Origin of the sequence: Gilliamella sp. B2828 (assembly GCF_026537125.1) — a bacterium.
GTDB lineage: Bacteria > Pseudomonadota > Gammaproteobacteria > Enterobacterales > Orbaceae > Gilliamella.
Genome location: NZ_JAFNMU010000005.1, coordinates 70,803 through 89,698, shown reverse-complemented (window position 1 = coordinate 89,698; position 18,896 = coordinate 70,803). Strand labels below are relative to the sequence as shown.

14 protein-coding genes are annotated in these 18,896 nt (G+C 32.9%); 5 read left to right on the top strand and 9 right to left on the bottom strand.

Annotated features, from left to right (window positions below):
- Positions 1-191: 191 nt before the first annotated feature.
- The 4 genes from J3U19_RS06010 to J3U19_RS05995 form a co-directional block, all read right to left on the bottom strand.
- A complete protein-coding gene (locus tag J3U19_RS06010) occupies positions 192-716 on the bottom strand; it encodes a low molecular weight protein arginine phosphatase (RefSeq protein WP_267345724.1) in 525 nt (174 codons plus the stop codon).
- Positions 717-1,887: 1,171 nt separating this feature from the next.
- Complete coding sequence (gene guaA, locus J3U19_RS06005; RefSeq protein WP_267340771.1) at positions 1,888-3,471, bottom strand: glutamine-hydrolyzing GMP synthase; 1,584 nt, start codon at positions 3,469-3,471, stop codon at positions 1,888-1,890.
- A 753-nt stretch (positions 3,472-4,224) separates the two neighbouring features.
- Complete coding sequence (gene pta / locus J3U19_RS06000; protein WP_267345722.1) at positions 4,225-6,375, bottom strand: phosphate acetyltransferase; 2,151 nt, start codon at positions 6,373-6,375, stop codon at positions 4,225-4,227.
- A gap of 68 nt (positions 6,376-6,443) precedes the next feature.
- Positions 6,444-7,649 carry an acetate kinase gene (locus tag J3U19_RS05995; protein ID WP_267340768.1) on the bottom strand — a complete coding sequence of 402 codons (1,206 nt, stop codon included), beginning with the start codon at positions 7,647-7,649 and terminating at the stop codon, positions 6,444-6,446.
- Positions 7,650-7,845: 196 nt separating this feature from the next.
- Between J3U19_RS05995 and yfbV the strand changes: the two genes are divergently transcribed.
- The 3 genes from yfbV (at position 7,846) to cysK (ending at position 10,469) form a co-directional block, all read left to right on the top strand.
- On the top strand, positions 7,846-8,298 hold the full coding sequence (gene yfbV / locus J3U19_RS05990; RefSeq protein WP_267340767.1) for a terminus macrodomain insulation protein YfbV: 453 nt from the start codon (positions 7,846-7,848) through the stop codon (positions 8,296-8,298).
- Positions 8,299-8,311: 13 nt separating this feature from the next.
- A complete protein-coding gene (gene priC / locus J3U19_RS05985) occupies positions 8,312-8,818 on the top strand; it encodes a primosomal replication protein PriC (RefSeq protein WP_267340766.1) in 507 nt (168 codons plus the stop codon).
- Between the two features lie 685 nt (positions 8,819-9,503).
- The gene (cysK, locus tag J3U19_RS05980; RefSeq protein WP_267340765.1) at positions 9,504-10,469 is read left to right on the top strand and encodes a cysteine synthase A; all 966 of its coding nucleotides are present in this window, start codon (positions 9,504-9,506) and stop codon (positions 10,467-10,469) included.
- Positions 10,470-10,545: 76 nt separating this feature from the next.
- On the opposite strand, the gene ruvB is transcribed toward cysK, so the two are convergent.
- Together ruvB and ruvA are read right to left on the bottom strand one after the other, a co-directional pair.
- Positions 10,546-11,550, bottom strand: a complete 1,005-nt coding sequence (gene ruvB / locus J3U19_RS05975; RefSeq protein WP_267340764.1) for a Holliday junction branch migration DNA helicase RuvB — start codon at positions 11,548-11,550, stop codon at positions 10,546-10,548.
- Between the two features lie 13 nt (positions 11,551-11,563).
- Complete coding sequence (gene ruvA / locus J3U19_RS05970; protein WP_267345720.1) at positions 11,564-12,172, bottom strand: Holliday junction branch migration protein RuvA; 609 nt, start codon at positions 12,170-12,172, stop codon at positions 11,564-11,566.
- Between the two features lie 358 nt (positions 12,173-12,530).
- On the opposite strand from ruvA, the gene J3U19_RS05965 reads away from it, so the two are divergent.
- Positions 12,531-13,337 (top strand): cold-shock protein, encoded by an 807-nt coding sequence (locus J3U19_RS05965; protein ID WP_267340761.1) that lies wholly within the window; start codon positions 12,531-12,533, stop codon positions 13,335-13,337.
- A 109-nt stretch (positions 13,338-13,446) separates the two neighbouring features.
- On the opposite strand, the gene J3U19_RS05960 is transcribed toward J3U19_RS05965, so the two are convergent.
- Positions 13,447-13,785: a YbaB/EbfC family nucleoid-associated protein gene (locus J3U19_RS05960; RefSeq protein WP_086271892.1), complete on the bottom strand. Its 339-nt coding sequence runs from the start codon at positions 13,783-13,785 to the stop codon at positions 13,447-13,449.
- 34 nt (positions 13,786-13,819) lie between these two features.
- The gene (gene dnaX / locus J3U19_RS05955; protein WP_267345718.1) at positions 13,820-15,886 is read right to left on the bottom strand and encodes a DNA polymerase III subunit gamma/tau; all 2,067 of its coding nucleotides are present in this window, start codon (positions 15,884-15,886) and stop codon (positions 13,820-13,822) included.
- 406 nt (positions 15,887-16,292) lie between these two features.
- Between dnaX and J3U19_RS05950 the strand changes: the two genes are divergently transcribed.
- A complete protein-coding gene (locus J3U19_RS05950; protein WP_267340757.1) occupies positions 16,293-17,231 on the top strand; it encodes an acyltransferase in 939 nt (312 codons plus the stop codon).
- 314 nt (positions 17,232-17,545) lie between these two features.
- On the opposite strand, the gene J3U19_RS05945 is transcribed toward J3U19_RS05950, so the two are convergent.
- On the bottom strand, positions 17,546-18,724 hold the full coding sequence (locus J3U19_RS05945) for a M20 family metallopeptidase (protein WP_267345717.1): 1,179 nt from the start codon (positions 18,722-18,724) through the stop codon (positions 17,546-17,548).
- Positions 18,725-18,896 lie beyond the last annotated feature (172 nt).

The window sequence follows — 18,896 nt, the reverse complement described above, 5'->3', positions numbered from 1 at the left end:
TTAACATTCAGTAAAATTATAGCAATACGAAATTTTTATCGTCAAGATTATACAGTTTTTAATCTTAAAAATAATGTAAACTGATTTTATTAATTTGCTAAAAAAACACCTAGAAGATTTAATTACTTAATAATTAAATAAAAAAATATCTAGGCGTTTATAAACTTGCTAATCTAATTTGAATTTAGGGATTATTCCTCTTTCGCAATCTTATCAAGTGCTAATGGTAAAAATTTATCTAATTGATTTTCAACTTTAATATAAGCAGCCATTGGCATTTTATAAGGATCAGATAGATCTTCATTTTTACCTGTAGCAAATTCAGATAATGTAAAGACTTTGCCTTCAGATTCTGGAAATTTATCTAAAATTTTATCTTTATGGTTTTGTGTCATTGTTAATAAATAATCTGATGAATCAATATCTTCTTTGACTAGTTGAGCCGCTTTATGAGAGGAAATATCAATGTTTCTATTTTTTAATACTTTGACACTGCCTTCTTCAGGGGTGATCTCATTAGGATCAACATTTACACCACGTGATTCAACTATGATATTTAAATGATGTTTTTTTACATAATCTTTAGCTAATGCTTCTGCCATTGGGCTACGACCAGTGTTTCCTGTACAAACAAACATAACCACCCGATCAAGCGAAAAACAAGAAGTACTAAACAATGCCAATATAATTAAAAAATACTTTTTCAAATTAAACATAAAATTGCCTTTATAATTAATTAAATATTAATTTTTTATGATATCAAAGATGGATATAAATTTTAATTAAATTTACTTTAAAGTTCTAAATTAAAAAGAATTATCCTTCTATTTGGTTATTTAACTATCACACAATCTTTAAATAGGTTAATAAACATGCATCTTTCTAATAATTTTATTTTTTATGAATCTCTTTAAATAACCGTATTGTATAACCTATATGTACAACAGTGTTCAGCAATTGATGTTTAATGACACTGTTAGCATGAATCTATTGTTAAAATTTCTATGTGTCTTTTTCAATAAGTGAATTATTTCATGTTCTTTATTTTCAATATTATTTACATCAAATTGTTATCAGGACATACATACCACATCTTTTTCTTAATTTGACTACAATTTATATTCTAATACCTATAAATTCAAAATTATTAAAACTCATCATCAGTATAAATACGACTCTAATATCTTTCGGTTTTTATCTTACCTATATATAAATTTCCCTAATAATCAACCAAACTTATTATCTAAATATAATCCTATCAATCTTAAATCATTAAGAATTATTTCATTATTTCAAGATTTATCATTTTCTGAGCGTTTATATACGCTGCCATACAGCGATATGATATGTTGTCAGTTTAGGAATGCCTTTCAGTTTGGATATTTGTTAACACTGATTGAAAAGCTGTTTTCGATGTATTAATAATTATTTTAGAGGAAATTGATTCCTAATCGTTATCAAAATACAACTTAATCAGTCTGAGTTTATAAGCATTTTTTATCAGGTATAGTTAAAGAAATAATTGGACACTTACCAATTATCAATGTCTCTAGAAGAACATTAATCTTATAATTGAATCAAAATTTGACTAAACCAGTTGTAGCAAAACTCACATACTAAACAACACAATCGATAATCTTAAAGACCTTATACTGTGATTTTAATGCCTTTAATTTGATTTCTTTTAATGAAGCCCCACCTTTAAATACTAATTAAATTTTAGATGGTAGAAACATTACATTTACTATATATTAATAATTTTACTGTCATTTTTTACAAAAAAATATAAAGATTCACGACAAGAGAATAGATATTTAAAAACAGAAATCCAGTTACATCGTTATGGATAACTGGATTTTTTAATATTACACCTAATAGAAGTATTTTTTACTCCCATTCAATGGTTGCAGGCGGTTTTCCACTTATATCATATACAACTCGTGATATTCCATTGACTTCATTAATAATACGGTTTGATACTCTACCTAAAAAGTCATAAGGAAGATGAGCCCAGTGAGCGGTCATGAAGTCGATAGTTTCAACTGCACGTAATGAGACAACCCAATCATATTTTCGCCCATCTCCCATTACTCCTACCGAGCGTACTGGTAAAAATACGGTAAATGCTTGACTAACTTTGTGGTATAGGTCAGCTTTATAAAGTTCTTCGATAAAAATAGCATCGGCTTGTCGTAGTAAATCACAATACTCTTTTTTCACTTCACCAAGAACACGCACCCCTAAACCTGGTCCAGGGAATGGATGACGGTAAAGCATATCGTAAGGCAAACCGAGTTCTAAACCAACTTTACGTACTTCATCTTTGAATAATTCTCTTAATGGTTCAACTAGCCCCATTTTCATATCTTCAGGTAAACCACCAACATTATGATGAGATTTAATCACGTGGGCTTTACCTGTATCAGCAGCAGCTGATTCAATGACATCTGGATAGATGGTGCCTTGAGCAAGCCATTTGACATCTTTTAATTTTGCCGCCTCTTCATCAAAAACAGCGACAAATTCACGACCAATGATTTTACGTTTAGCTTCAGGATCAACCTCTCCTTTTAATGCGGCCATAAATCGATCTTCGGCATTAATTGCAATAATATTTAAACCAAATTTATCACCAAACATGTCCATGACTTGCTTTGCTTCATTTAAACGTAATAACCCATGATCAACAAAGACGCAAGTTAGCTGGTCACCAATTGCTTGATGTAATAATAATGCAGTAACCGAAGAATCAACACCACCAGATAAACCTAGTAATACTTTATCTTTACCAACTTTTTCTTTTATACGGGTAATTGCATCAGTAATAATAGAAGATGGTGTCCATAGTCTTTCACACTGACAAATATCAATAACAAAACGCGTTAATAACTCTAATCCTTTAACCGTATGCGTTACCTCAGGATGGAACTGTACACCATAAAACTGTTTTTCATCGTTGGCCATAATAGCGAATGGACAAGTTTCTGTTTGCCCAATTAGGGTGAATGTGTCAGGTAATGAAGTAACTTTATCACCATGACTCATCCAGACATCCAGTTGCTCAATACCAGCATCATTGGTGCTATCTAAAATACCTTCTGTTAATTTTGATTTTGCAAGAATATCAACTTTAGCATAACCAAATTCTCGTTGATTAGATGCAGTAACTTGTCCGCCCTTACCTACTTGAATTGCCATAGTTTGCATACCATAGCAGATACCTAACACGGGAACGCCTGCGTTAAACACATATTCTGGAGCTCTAGGGCTATTTTGATCGGTAGTACTTTCAGGACCACCAGATAGAATGATGCCTTTAGGATTAAATTGTTTGATTTTTTCTTCCGAAACATCCCACGGCCAAAGTTCACAATACACACCAATTTCACGCACTCTTCGAGCAATTAATTGCGTTACTTGTGAACCAAAATCTAAAATCAATATACGCTGTTGGTGGATGTCTTTATTCATCAATTTTAATTCCTAAAATATAAGCCAATATAAAAATTGGTTGGTATTGTACCATCTAATCATTAACCTTAAATAGCATGTCGGCATTTTTTTACGTAATAAATATTTGTAAAAAGATACTTAACATGGCTAGGAAATAAAGCAATAAATTAAATATCGCGTTGAATTATTATTTTTTAGCAGTAGTATAAAATTTATAAAAGGATAATAGGAGCTGATGTTTCTAAAACTGCACTTTCAATAAAATTTCGATATTAAAGCTTTGTATTTTCAAATCCTATGACAGCGTTTAATACTTTTACTTCATATCATAAAAGTTCAAGATAAAAGATTGGATCAATAATTATGATTAAGTTTTGATTAGAAGTGTACATAATCTTTAACTCTGATAATATTAATTTAAAATCAATTTATTCAACAAAAGTAAGCATCATTTTCAAGCAGGAAATTAAAATTACTAACATAAACCGTGCTTGTTGAATCATTGAAATGAATTAAATGAGCAACCAAAATATGAAACTAATTAATAAATGAATGAATGAATGAAATAGAATACGCTGATAACTAAAAATAAATTAATCTAAATTAATTATTCTTAAATAATTAAAGAAGTTGGAGTGAACAAAATCTACAAATAATATACAATAAACACTCTTTTAATTATTTTGTTTCTTATAAATGAAAAGGTGTTATAAATAATTAGAAATGAGAGGTTATTAACTAACCTCTCACAAATTGAAACATTAATATAAACTATTTACCAGCGTTCTGTTCTTGTGCTGATTGAATAGCTGTTAATGCAATAGTATACACGATATCGTCAACTAACGCACCACGAGACAAGTCATTAACAGGTTTGCGCATACCTTGTAACATTGGACCAATAGATACAAGATCAGCAGAACGCTGTACTGCTTTGTATGTAGTATTCCCCGTATTTAAATCAGGGAAGATAAATACAGTTGCTTTACCCGCTACTTGTGAATTTGGAGCTTTAGATTTAGCCACATCTGGCATTACTGCCGCATCATACTGTAATGGACCGTCAATCATAAGATCTGGGCGTTTTTCTTGAGCAATACGAGTTGCTTCCTTCACTTTCTCAACATCAGCTCCTTGACCTGAACTACCTGTTGAATACGAAATCATCGCTACACGTGGTTCGATACCAAAAGCAATTGCTGTATCTGCTGATTGAATAGCAATTTCAGCAAGTTCTTGTGCATTAGGATCTGGATTTATTGCACAGTCACCATAGATATAAACTTGGTCTGGCATTAACATAAAGAAAACAGATGATACAAGTGAACTACCTGGCGCAGTCTTAATTAATTGTAATGGTGGGCGAATAGTATTAGCTGTCGTATGAACTGCACCTGATACAAGACCATCTACTTCGTTCGCTTCAAGCATCATTGTACCAAGTACGACATTGTCGGCTAATTGTTCACGCGCAATAACTTCGGTCATACCTTTATTTTTACGCAATTCAACTAAACGTGGTACATATTTTTCACGAATTGTATCTGGATCAACGATTTCAACCCCAGCATCTAATGTAACACCTTGAGATGCTGCCACTTTACGAACTTCATCAGGATTACCAATAAGTACACATTTTGCAATATTTCGCTCTGCACAAATTGCAGCAGCTTTAATTGTTCTTGGCTCATCACCCTCTGGTAAAACCACCACTTTTTTTGCATTACGTGCAAGTTCTGTTAATTGATATCTGAATGCTGGTGGTGATAGTCGACGAGCTGAATTCACTACTTCATTTAATGATTTAACCCAGTTAGAATCAATATGATCAGCCACAAAGTTTTGTGTGTTTTCCATACGTTCCTTATCATCAACCGGAATTTCTAAATTAAATTGTTGCAAGTTGATTGAAGTTTGGAATGTATTAGTTTGAACGGTAAACACTGGTAAACCAGTATCAAATGCTGGTTGACATAATTTATAGACTTTTTCATCTATTTCATAACCACCCGTTAATAACACCCCACCGATTGATACGCCATTCATCGCAGCTAAACCAATAGTTACAAGTACATCTGAGCGGTCAGCAGAAGTCACTAATAACGCATTAGGTTGTAGATGACTAATAATATTAGGTACACTTCTAGAACAGAAAGAAATGTGTTTAATACGACGATTTTTAATACCGCCTTCATTGATAATTTTGGCATCAAAATGTTTGGCAATATCAATAGCACGACAAGCACTTAGATCCATATTCCAAGGAATACAACCAAGTACAGGAAGTGGACTAAATTCGTTTAAATCTTTAATCGTGATTTTTTTATCGTCAAATTTTGGAGTATGATAAATTTCTGCAACATCTGGGCGAGCGAGCGATTGCTCTTCAACTGGCGCATTAACTTTATTGACAATTACGCCAACAATTTTTTCATTTTTAATACCACCAAAATTAGAGCGTGCAATTTCAATACGTTCTTTTAATTGTTCAGGTGTGTCTTTACCCATATTGACAACAAATATAATTTCAGCACCAAGAGTTTTAGCGATGTTATTATTTAATTCATTGGCAAAAGGATAATCAGAAGTTGGCACAATACCTTCAACTAATACAACGTCAGCACCTTTGGTATTTTCAGCATATAGGGCAACGATTTCTTCCATTAGCACATCTTGTTGATTTAAACCTAATAAGTTTTCAACATGGCTCATTTTAAGTGGTTTTAAAACTGGAATTGATGTGTTATTACTAACCAATGTGGTGGTATTATCAGGGGCATCACCGCCCGCTCTTGGCTGGGCAACTGGTTTAAAAACGTTTAAGTTAATACCTTGACGCTCCATAGCTCGAATAACACCAAGACTCACACCTGTTAACCCTACATTGGTTCCGGTTGGGATTAGCATAATAGTACGAGACATAATTGATTTCCTCTTAAATTCTTTATTATGTAAAAACAAACCGCCATTTCGGCGGTTCTAAACGTTTATTAAGCAGTTAGACGCGCAGCATCCTGAGCAATAACAAGTTCTTCATTGGTTGGAATCACCATTGCAACGGCAGAGCCGTCTTTAGTAATTGTACCGCCATGACCAAAACGTGCAGCAAGATTACGTTCTTGATCCAGTTCAAAACCAAGAAGACTTAATTTTTGTAATGCCATACGACGAACTTCTTCAGAATTTTCACCAATACCACCAGTAAATACGATTGCATCTAAACGACCGTCTAAAAGCATTGCATAACCACCAATGTATTTAACTAAACGGTGAACAAAGACATCTAAAGCATTTTTTGCATTTTCATCACTATCATAGTTATCAGTTACATAACGACAATCACTACTTACACCAGTTAATCCTAGTAAACCAGATTTTTTATTTAAAAGATTATTTATATCAGCAACGGACATATTTAAGTTATCGTGTAAGAAGAACATGATAGCAGGATCGATATCACCACTACGTGTACCCATTACTAAACCTTCAAGTGGAGTTAAGCCCATTGAAGTATCAACACATTTACCGTTTTTAACAGCAGTAATTGATGCACCATTACCTAAATGACAAGTAATTACATTTGTTTCTTCTACTGGTTTATTTAATAATTTTGCAGCTTCACGGCTAACGTAATAATGGCTCGTACCATGTGCACCATAACGACGAATACCATGTTTAGTATAAAGTTCGTTAGGAATAGCATACAAATAAGCTTCTTTTGGCATAGTTGTATGGAATGCAGTATCAAAAACAGCCACATTCTTATTTTTTAAATGAGGAAATTCAGCAAAAGCTTCGCGAATACCGATTAAATGTGCAGGATTATGTAAAGGTGCAAATGCTGCTGCTTCTTCAATGCCTTTTAATACTGAATCATCGATTACGACAGATTGAGTATATTTTTCACCACCGTGAACAATACGGTGTCCAATAGATTTAATACTATCTAATAATTCTGGTTTTTGAGGGAAGATGCTATTAACAATAAATCTAATTGCTTCACTATGAGCGGCTCCAGCACCTAAAGAAGCTTCGTTCTTAACACCATCAAGTTTCCACTTAATACGTGCATCAGGAAGATTAAAACATTCAGCTAACCCAGATAAAAATTCATCACCATTTTCAGGGTTAATAATGGCAAATTTTAATGAAGAACTTCCGCAATTAAGAACAAGAGCGTTATTACTTGATGACATAGTAATTCCTATAAATTGAATAAAAAGATATATACCAATCAAAATTGGTAACTCAACACATGATTTTAAATATCGATGTGATTACGTTAAGGTGACTTCTGATATCTTGCTTTTTGAGATAAAATAGAGAGAGTCCCCAATTTGAATGGCATTATTTTAAGACAATAAGAAGTGAATGTCGAGGAATCCCAACAAGATGAATTTAGTTAATACATTTAAGGCTGGACAAAGGTATATGAAGCTTTGTCCTACAGATCAACAATTGATGCATTCATTTCCTGAATTAAAAATCATTAACCACATAAAAACCCTAACAAAATATCTGCCACCTATCATTGTCGGTCTAATTGTTTGGCAATATTATACGCCTGCGCAGCTTGCAGTAACAATTTTAACAATTTTATTTGTCTTGAGCTTACCTTTACAAGGTATATTTTGGTTAGGTCGACGTTCACAATCACCTTTACCTCTTAATTTAGTTGATTGCTATAATCGAATCAAGTTACAACTCATCGAGAAACAAGCATTAGATGTAAATACAAACAAAAATGAAAAATTAACTTTTGAGGCATTCATGCAACTTATCAACTTATCAAAAATTCACTTAGGTAATTATTTTGGGCAAGATGATGATACATCTAACGATTAAAGAAGATTTATTCATGCAAAAATTTTTGGGAAAATTAAAAAGTCAAATCAATGCACTACAACAGGAGATAAATTTATCTGATCAACAGCCTTTTCAAGAACGTTATTTTGATCAGCATTTGTTTAATACAAGCAAAATTGAATCCAATAACCAATTCTATCTTGATAAAATTAAACTCACATATCAAGCTATTTGTGATGCGGCACTCTCCCAGAAATTCTCGCAAATTGAGTTTTTGTCGGAAAAACTTATTGATCAAATCAGTGCCCTTACCCGTGAACTTGCTACAGGATATCTACGTCAACAGCGAACAAATTGTATTATTCAAGAAACACTTGCAGAAAAACACTCAAGACATTTGGATTATCTAAGACGATTACAAGATATGAAATATGAATTTGAACTATCATCAGAATCAATTAATCATATTAAAGTTGCAACATTGGATAATCGAATCTATCGCTGTGAACAAGCAATAAAAAAAATTGAATTAGAAATAGAAAACGATAGCCTAGATTGAATTATAGTATTTGCTTACAACAGAATTAAAATCTTATATTATTTATTTTAAGAATGAATATTTTTAAATCATGGATGTTAAACGCATTGATGCTAAATAACCTTATCTTTCATAATACAAAAACATAGCAATATAAATTTCAAAATCCCAATTATCAATTTACCATTTGATATTGATTTAATAATAAAGGTTTTAATTATTATTAATTTTCTCACCTAGCTGTTCAGTTTTTATATATAATCAGACAGATATTTCAGAGTTTGTTAAATTGTTAATGTGCGGTTTTCCGTATGGATTTACTCCATTAGTTGGAAAAGTTTTCCTCACAGTCTAATATTAATGTGTAGCTCAATCTGCCTAATTATTGTTTACATTCTTCTTTTATATCTCACTATTGAATATTTGTTTTGATGAATATCTGGATACTTTATTTATGCTTTCTTCAATATCAATCATAGAGATATATTATTATATGTCTATTAAACTCCTTTAATTGGATGATGTCTGTTAATCAATATGTTTAAAGGCATTTCATTTTTAATGACATAATACGATTCTTATATCAAAAAAGAATATTGTTACAATTATTATTTATTATCATCTTTTTAAGTTATCTTTATAATGTCATTATCGTCAGCGATTATTAAGGCGCTATTCCCTTTAAATTTTGTATAAGGACTATTTAATGAGTAAAATATTTGATGATAATTCCCAAACTATCGGTCACACGCCTCTAGTTCGTTTAAAGCATTTTGGTAATGGAAATATTTTAGCCAAAGTAGAATCGCGCAATCCCAGTTTTAGCGTTAAATGTCGTATTGCATCGAATATGATTTGGGATGCAGAAAAACGCGGATTATTAACATCGGACGTCGAATTAATCGAGCCAACTAGTGGTAATACAGGTATCGCTCTTGCAACTGTTGCTGCTGCACGAGGCTATAAATTGACTCTAACCATGCCAGAAAGCATGAGTATAGAACGTCGTAAACTACTTAAAGCTTTAGGCGCTAATTTAATATTGACCGAAGCGGTAAAAGGTATGAAAGGTGCGATTGAAAAAGCCGAAGAGATTGTAGCAAGCAATCCTAAGAAAAATATTATGTTACAACAATTTAGCAATCCTGCTAATTCAGAAATTCATGAAAAAACCACAGGACCTGAAATTTGGAATGATACAGATGGTCAAGTAGATATTTTTATTGCTGGTGTCGGTACTGGTGGTACTTTTACTGGTACGGTTCGTTATATCAAAAAAAACCAAGGCAAAAACATAATAGCTGTTGCTGTTGAACCAACTACCTCTCCAGTTATTAGCCAAGCGCTAGCGGGCGAACCAATTAAACCAGGACCACACAACATTCAGGGTATCGGTGCAGGATTTATTCCAGAAAACTTAGATTTAAGTCTGGTTGATTTGGTTGAAAAAGTCACTACCGAACAAGCCATTGAAACAGCTCGTGAATTAATGGAAAAAGAAGGTATATTAGCAGGTATATCATCTGGTGCTGCTGTTTACGCGGCTGATCGTTTAGCAAAATTACCTGAATATGCGAATAAAACCATTGTAGTAATCTTACCCTCTTCAGGTGAACGCTACCTGAGTACCGATTTATTTAGTGGTATTTTTACTGAAAAAGAACTCGGTTAAGCCAAATCTTCTAACAAAAAGCACGACCTAATTTAAATCGTGCTTTTTTAAACCTTCTTATTAAGTGGAAAAATAATTATTCATTTTGAATGATACCAAAATGCCGATAAGCATGTGGTGTCGCAATTCTCCCTCTTGGTGTCCTTTGAATATAACCTTGTTGAATCAAAAACGGTTCGAGTACATCTTCAATCGTTTCACGCTCTTCACCTATAGCTGCAGCAATATTATCAAGACCTACCGGCCCACCCAGAAATTTTTCAATAATAGTGAGCAATAACTTTCGGTCCATATAATCAAAACCTTGATTATCTACATCCAACATATCAAGTGCCTGAGCAGCAATTTTTTGATCGATAATACCTTTTGATTTTACATCAGCATAATCACGCACGCGGCGCAATAAGCGATTAGCAATTCTTGGTGTACCACGTGAACGTTTAGCAATTAAATGTGCCCCTTCGTCAGATAAATCCATCCCTAAAAATTTGGCACTTCGACCGACAATATATTCCAAATCTTCAACCCGATAAAATTCCAGGCGCTGTACAATACCAAAACGATCACGTAGCGGCGATGTGAGTGACCCAGCTCGTGTTGTAGCCCCAATTAATGTAAAAGGTGGAAGATCGATCTTAATTGAACGTGCTGCTGGTCCCTCGCCAATCATAATATCCAACTGATAATCTTCCATCGCTGGATATAAAATCTCTTCTACTACAGGTGAAAGACGATGGATTTCATCAATAAATAGTACATCGTTAGGTTCTAAATTGGTTAGCATTGCCGCTAAATCACCTGCTTTTTCTAAAACAGGACCAGAAGTAGTACGCAAATTAACGTCCATTTCATTAGCAACAATATTTGCTAAAGTAGTTTTACCAAGGCCGGGAGGACCAAAAATCAATACATGATCAAGCGCATCACTACGCTGCTTAGCAGCTTGAATAAAAATTTTCATCTGTTCACAAACTTGCGGTTGACCAATGTATTCGTCCAAACATTTAGGACGAATAGCACGATCAAGTGATTCTTCTTCCTTTTGCGCTTGTGGGGCAATCAAACGATCCGCTTCAATCATACTGAATCCCTATTTATAATGCTGCTTTCAAAGCTTCGCGAATGAGTGTTTCACAGTCCATATTAGGCTCTATAACTTTATTGATAATACGACTGGCTTCTTGTGGTTTATAACCTAATGCAATAAGTGCTGACACTGCTTCGCTTTCAATTTGATTGGATGATTTATTAACACTATTCGTTTCAATCATAGTGCTCATTGGTGACAGTTCTTTAGAAAAACGTTTAAGACGATCTTTCATTTCGACAATCAAACGTTCAGCTGTTTTGTTCCCGACCCCAGGCAACTTCACTAAAGTCTTAATTTCTCCCTGCTCCACCGCATTGATAAATTGTTGAGCTGACATACCAGATAAAATCGCTAATGCCAATTTTGGACCAACACCATTAACTTTAATTAACTCACGAAATAGTTCTCGCTCTTGTTCTTGATTAAAACCATACAATACTTGAGCATCTTCACGTACGGCAAAATGGGTTAATACAATAACCTCTTGACCATTTTCCGGTAATTCATAAAAACAGGTCATTGGCATAAAAACCTCGTAACCGACTCCACGAACTTCAATTAACACTTTAGGAGGTTGCTTTTCAATAATGGTTCCACGTAGACGACCTATCACAATTTATCCTTAATAATCCGATGTTAGTTACACAAGTTATAGCTAAAAAACACAATATTTGATAATTTTTATTGTTTGAAAATTAGGTTCAATTTGCAAAGCAATGGTAGCAAAAATTTGAATTCTTTATCAGTTAGTTTACCTGATTGAAAAAAATTAATAAAGAAAAACTGTATAAATAGACAGGCAAATGGTTTTTAAATCCTTTAATTAACATTGAAATAGATGATTTATATTAGATATTTATATACATAATACTGGTAAATATCGCCAAATGTATTTATAGTATTGACTATCAATTAAGCAGTTGAGTTATTTATTTTTTTAGAACACCTCAAGCTATTAAGGAGCCTTATACGTGATTAGTCAAATCAAAAACCTGTATCCGGATAAAAATAATGAAGACAGCTATTATGGATTTATAAGAGCATTAGATGAAAAAAATGATTATTATTTTACAAAAAAAGATTTAAGTAATTTAAACATTGATGAATTGAAAATAGGCTCTCGAGTTACTTTTACAGCTAATGAAAAAGACTCAGGAATAAGATTCGCCACGAACATTAAACTTTTAAATAATCAAGAAACAAAAAATAATGAGCAGAATTTGTCTGATGATAATTCATTGGAGAATAATATTGATGCTAAATCTTATAAAACTCGTTTAATTGATTCTGTGCTACAAATCAAATCCATAACAGATCCTATTGCATTTGAAGATTCAGTATTTGATTTATTAAAATTAATTGGTTTAAATAAAATATTTCAATTCGATCGCGACTGCCAAGCAGGTAAAGCTGATGGTTTTTTTATTATTGATAATTTAGCCGTAATGTATGACTGTACATTGAAAAGCGATTTTGAATCTTATAAAGAAGAACAAATAGAAAATTATATTAATAAGCTTAACCAAAAATCACAACTGACATTCAACATAAAAAAAATTGATGGTGGTATTACACCAAAAACAATGGTACTTACAGGTAAAAATAAACAAGTCTGGATTGTAACCAAAGGTGAAAGCAAAGAAATAAATGATTATGATAATGTCAAAGTCAAGGAAATTTCGATACACGATTTGTGTGAAATTTTTAAAAAAAGGTTAAGCGATATGACTTATGATAATGAAAAATTAGTTAATGATTTTATTTTTATTGGTAAATAATTCTATCAAATTAAGCAGAAAGAAATTAGTATTGTTCTTTCTGCCTATTTGAATTCTGAAATTAAATCAATTCAAATTCAAAATATTTATTATAGCAAATAAAGATTGTTTAAAATGGCATTTTAAAACCGGGAGGTAATTGCATACCACCAGTCACTTGAGCCATGCGTTCTTTTTGAGCATCATCTAAACGACGGGTTGCATCATTGTATGCTGCGGCAATCAGATCCTCCAGCATTTCTTTGTCATCTTCAGTAACTAAAGAAGGATCAATTTCAACACGTTTACAGTTATGTGCACCATTTATAGTAACTTTAACCAATCCTGCACCTGATTCACCCGTCACCTCTAATTTAGCAATTTCTTCCTGTGCTTGTTGCATTTTTGCTTGCATTTGTTGAGCTTGCTTCATTAAATTACCTAAACCACCTTTTCCGCCTGAAAACATATTTATTCCTCATTAAAAAAAATTTAGCCCATAATTATACAGGACGAATACTCGCCTCATCAATCTTCGCTTCAAAATATTGACAGATCATCGACACTTTTGGATCTTCATTTATGGTCACTTTAGCTTGTGTAAGCTTTTGTTGATACAGATCTTCACGCATTTCTAAAGGCGTTTTATTATTCTTATTATCATCTAGAATAATCTTTACTTTTAATGCTCGTTGACGATGATTAGCTAAAATTTTTTCTATTTTAGTCACATTACAAGATGAGTTAATCAGATGTTTTAACGCTGAGCGCATATGTAAAATAATATTATTTTCATCAATTTGTTCAATAAATGAATTACTAACAATTTGTCTGATTAACGGCGATAAATCTAGCCGTTCTATTTCAGCACACCATGCATCTTTTTGTGCCGTTTCCTCAATTAATTTTTTCGTTATTGCAGGAGTTTTATCTCCATTGAGCGATTCCCGGAACGTTTTAGTGTCAATAATTAAATCATCTTTAGTCTCAACATAACCGCAAGCTTGCCACTGATAATTTTCAGCAGTAATGACTTCTTGGGTTTCGTTGTCACTTTCATCTTTATCAATAGTTTTTAACTCTACTTGTGTATTATCAGTAAGTTGAGAAATGTTTTTAGCATAAGATATTGGTGAATGGATTATCTCGGTTTTTGGATCTAATGACTCAACTTTGGATTTAAACTTTTTTGTTTTTTGTTCCCCTTTCAATAATTGCATTCGCATTTCTAATATATTTTTTGTAACAGATGATGCATCATCGGGAATCGATACATCTTGAACACTTGAATGTTCAACAGGCATAGGCTGAGAGTCAATCAATATATTGTTATTTTGATCTGAAATTAAGTGAGATTTAGACTCTGCATTGCTCTTTTTTTTTGATAAAAATTGAGTGGATTGTAACTGAGACTTTGGTTCAGGTACATCTCGTAACTCAACCTGTGGCTTAATATTGGATTTAGGTTCTGTAGTTTTATTAATATTTTTAGGCATGAAAGCTAAAGCACGTAAAAAGCTCATTTCAGTGCCAATTTTTTTATCAGGAGCAAATGCCAAATCCTTTCTACCCATTAATAGGATTTGGTAATATAACTGTACATCGTTTGGCGCCATATGCTTTGCTAAAAAACGAATACGCTCTTCTTGGTCTATGTAATCACCTAATGCCGTTGGTACAACTTGCAACAGAGCTATTTGATGTAAAAGTGCAATACTTTCTGCTAACAAACAATCCCAATTTGCACCTTGCGTAGCTGCCATATCAATATGCTGCATTAAGGTATTACCTTCATTATGGTAAAGTGCTTCAATCAGTGAAAAAGGGATAGATTTATCAAGAGTACCTAACATCATCTTAACTGATGCAGCATCAACTTCACCATTACCAAGTGCAATGGCTTGGTCCGTTAAGCTTAATGCATCACGCATACTGCCATTCGCGGCTTTAGCCAATAACGAAATAGCTTTAGGATCGCTTTTAATCTGCTCCAATTTTAAAATATGAGAAAGTTGCCCAGCAATTAGCGAAGTATCAAGTACATTTAAATGTAAATGCAAGCAGCGCGACAATATAGTTATTGGTAATTTTTGGGGATCAGTTGTGGCTAACAAAAATTTGACATGTTCTGGTGGTTCTTCTAATGTTTTAAGTAGTGCATTAAAGCTACTGCGTGATAACATATGCACTTCATCAATGAGATAAATTTTAAATCGACCTTTAGTAGGGAGATATTGAATATTATCCAAGATCTCTCTAGTATCTTCTACTTTAGTCCTAGAAGCAGCATCGATTTCAAGTAGATCAACAAAGCGTCCTAACTCAATATCACGGCAATTATCACATACACTACAAGGTGTGGCTGTTATGCCCGTTTCGCAGTTTAAACCTTTTGCTAATAAACGAGCAATAGATGTTTTTCCAACGCCTCGAGTACCTGAAAATAGATAAGCATGATGAACTCGTTCTAGAGATAGCGCATTAGATAAAATTTTTAAAACATGCTGCTGACCTACCACTTCTGAAAATGATTTTGGTCGCCATTTACGTGCTAGAACTTGATAACTCATAATCACCATTACTTTTTATGAATGAAATTGGTTTTTATCATAGCATAAAGTCCTAAATTAGTCTGCAACAAGCCAATAACCGACTTAATATTGGACAACTGGTTTTTACATAAATGTAAGCTTATTCTGAAACTTTTTACAAAATAGAAATTAATTGATTACTTCACTCTCAGGCTGAATAAAATTGTAAATGATAAATTCTGATCACTAAAAAATCCTTATTTAATAAAAAATAAGCCAATCACTATTAACTAACAGTTAAGATCTCGTAACCGAGATATGTACAGTTTACATATGATATGATATTTTAGGAATATTTTCACTTTGATATTAAAAAATTTTGAATATTTTAACAACACTAAAAAATAATTCTGACATTCCGTTTGAAATTTCAAACGGGATTGAGATGTATTCATCCTATATTGAATATTCAGAGTCCAAACCAAAAATAAAAATAGGTTATGGAACTAAGTTTAATTCAGCATCGATAACAATTCGGAACGGTGGAGAGTTAGAAATTGGCGATCTGTGTGAATTAAGAGGTCGAATTATCATTGAATCAAACTGCAAATTAACTATAGGTAATGGGTTGATTTGTAATGATATGATTTTCATACATGTAGCAGAAAATGGTGCAATTTCTATCGGTGACGACTGTTTATTTGCTAATTGTAGGATCTACAATTCAGACATGCATGGTATTTTTGATAGGCAAACTGGCAAAAGAATAAATCGTTCTAAAGATGTTGTCATTGAAGATAAAGTTTGGTTAGCACGCGATACGATTATATTAAAAGGTGCAAGAATCAATAAAGGCTGCGTTGTTGGAGCTGGAACTCTTGTTAATGGATCATTTATTGATTTTTCAATGATTGCTGGCTCTCCGGCCAAAATAATAAAAACAGGAATAGTATGGACGCGCAACATTACCGAAACGCTTCCAGCCCTGATTCATCCTGATTTTTCCCTCAGTAAATTCTGTTCACTTGCTATGCAATTTAAACATGATGAAGTAATTTCCATTGGTATATCACTTTGGAGTAAAAGACAGAAGATCTCAGAATCGGATTATTATATTATTTATTATTTAGCCCGAGCTATTTTACTTAAGCATTTTACGCAACCAAATATTGATACTATAAAAATTAGTAACACAGACATCACACTCGTTGAAGTGTATGAGACATTATATGATTGCTTTGAAAAAAGTAAAAGAAAGAACTGGCCATGTGGGTGTTACGCAAGACTCGCAGCCAAATATGCGGGCAATACCAAACAAGCCGATCACTTATATAACATAATAAAACCTTTCTTTCCAAGTATTGATGAATCTCTATTTAATTAATACATAATAAATTATTCATAACATTTTTTGAAGAAAGTAAATTAGTAACAATGATTTGTGATCTCAGATCTGGATAAAATATGGAAACGAATTTTCAATAGTATAATGTTCGCAATGAAGCAAAGATACTCTAAAATGAGTACCACAAATAGTATAACTCATTGAGTTTATATATTCGTGCCATATTAAAATTACTAATGTAGTTATAATTCAAAAAAATAAATCTTTATCATTCTGACTAACACAAGGCAAGCTATACTAAAAGTAGTATTTTTAACTTAAAGGTATAGCTAGCCTAAAACTTTTTTACAAATTTAATTTTGATTTAAATAAGACCAAGCATACTGAGCATAGAGTTCAGCACCTAATGCCATACCATCTTCATCCACGTTAAAACATCCATGATGATGTGGCCACTGTGTATCTTTATCAGGATTACCCGAACCAACTAAAGCAAAAGCACCTGGTATATTTTCCGTATAGTAACTAAAATCCTCCCCCCCTGTAGTTGGTGCCTCAAAATAAAGTGCCTGTTCACCAAATGATTCGACAATTACTTTTTGTGCTAGTAATGCGCTTTCTTTATCATTAATAACAGGTAGGGTGCCATAGATATATTCTACTTCTGCTGTTGCTCGGTACATTGCGGCAATTTGATTAGCATAACGTCGAATTGCCGATTCAATTTTGTCACGTACAGTAATATTAAAGCAACGTACCGTTCCTTCTAATACCGCATTTTCAGCAATTACATTAAAACGGGTACCTACATCCATACGACCGATTGTAACAACAGCAGGATCAAGCGGTGATATTTCGCGCGAAACAATAGATTGAACATTCATAACAAATGCAGAAGCGACCATTACCGCATCAACAGTGTCATGTGGCATAGAGCCATGCCCCCCTCTTCCTTTAAAACGCACAGTCAACAAATCAGCAGAAGCAAAACTCGAACCGACTACACAAGATATTTTACCAACAGGCATCTGTGACCAAATATGCATACCAAATGCACTATCTATACCATCAAGCACACCTTGTTTAACCATGCTTTTGGCACCTTGAGCTATTTCTTCAGCAGGTTGAAAAACAAGCCTTACATTACCTTTTAATTGCTCACGAATTTTATAAAGCACTCTTGCAGCTGCCAGTAACATTGATGCATGAGTATCGTGACCGCAAGCGTGCATTTTACCATCAAACATTGATTTATAATCAATGTTTTCACTAAGCTCTTGTACAGGTAAAGCATCAATATCTGCTCTGAGTAAGATTCTTTTACCTGGCTTGCCTCCTTCAATTTCAGCAATAATACCTGTAGGCTCAGTACGACGATAGGCAATTCCTATTTTATCTAATTCTTGAGCTATTCTATCTGTGGTTCTAAACTCTTCCCATGGTAATTCTGGATGACGATGAAGATCGCGACGAAAAGCGACCATCTCATCAAGATTTTGTTGTATTAATTTTTTTATGTTTTTATTCGTCATTTCACTGCCTTCAATATTTCTATTAATTATCTTTTTGATTAAATTAGATATTTTCTTGCTGTCATCAAATAAATATTATTAATCTTTTTTACGCTACAAGTCATTTTTAATTAACGTATTTATTTAGATTTGTTAGATTTTATAATGATTTATTACATTACAAATACTGTTT

Coding starts and splice junctions, on each gene's coding strand:
- J3U19_RS06010 (WP_267345724.1), bottom strand. CDS start 716: ATGTTTAATTTGAAAAAGTATTTTTTAATTATATTGGCATTGTTTAGT.
- guaA (WP_267340771.1), bottom strand. CDS start 3,471: ATGAATAAAGACATCCACCAACAGCGTATATTGATTTTAGATTTTGGT.
- pta (WP_267345722.1), bottom strand. CDS start 6,375: ATGTCTCGTACTATTATGCTAATCCCAACCGGAACCAATGTAGGGTTA.
- J3U19_RS05995 (WP_267340768.1), bottom strand. CDS start 7,649: ATGTCATCAAGTAATAACGCTCTTGTTCTTAATTGCGGAAGTTCTTCA.
- yfbV (WP_267340767.1), top strand. CDS start 7,846: ATGAATTTAGTTAATACATTTAAGGCTGGACAAAGGTATATGAAGCTT.
- priC (WP_267340766.1), top strand. CDS start 8,312: ATGCAAAAATTTTTGGGAAAATTAAAAAGTCAAATCAATGCACTACAA.
- cysK (WP_267340765.1), top strand. CDS start 9,504: ATGAGTAAAATATTTGATGATAATTCCCAAACTATCGGTCACACGCCT.
- ruvB (WP_267340764.1), bottom strand. CDS start 11,550: ATGATTGAAGCGGATCGTTTGATTGCCCCACAAGCGCAAAAGGAAGAA.
- J3U19_RS05960 (WP_086271892.1), bottom strand. CDS start 13,785: ATGTTTTCAGGCGGAAAAGGTGGTTTAGGTAATTTAATGAAGCAAGCT.
- dnaX (WP_267345718.1), bottom strand. CDS start 15,886: ATGAGTTATCAAGTTCTAGCACGTAAATGGCGACCAAAATCATTTTCA.
- J3U19_RS05950 (WP_267340757.1), top strand. CDS start 16,293: ATGTATTCATCCTATATTGAATATTCAGAGTCCAAACCAAAAATAAAA.
- J3U19_RS05945 (WP_267345717.1), bottom strand. CDS start 18,724: ATGACGAATAAAAACATAAAAAAATTAATACAACAAAATCTTGATGAG.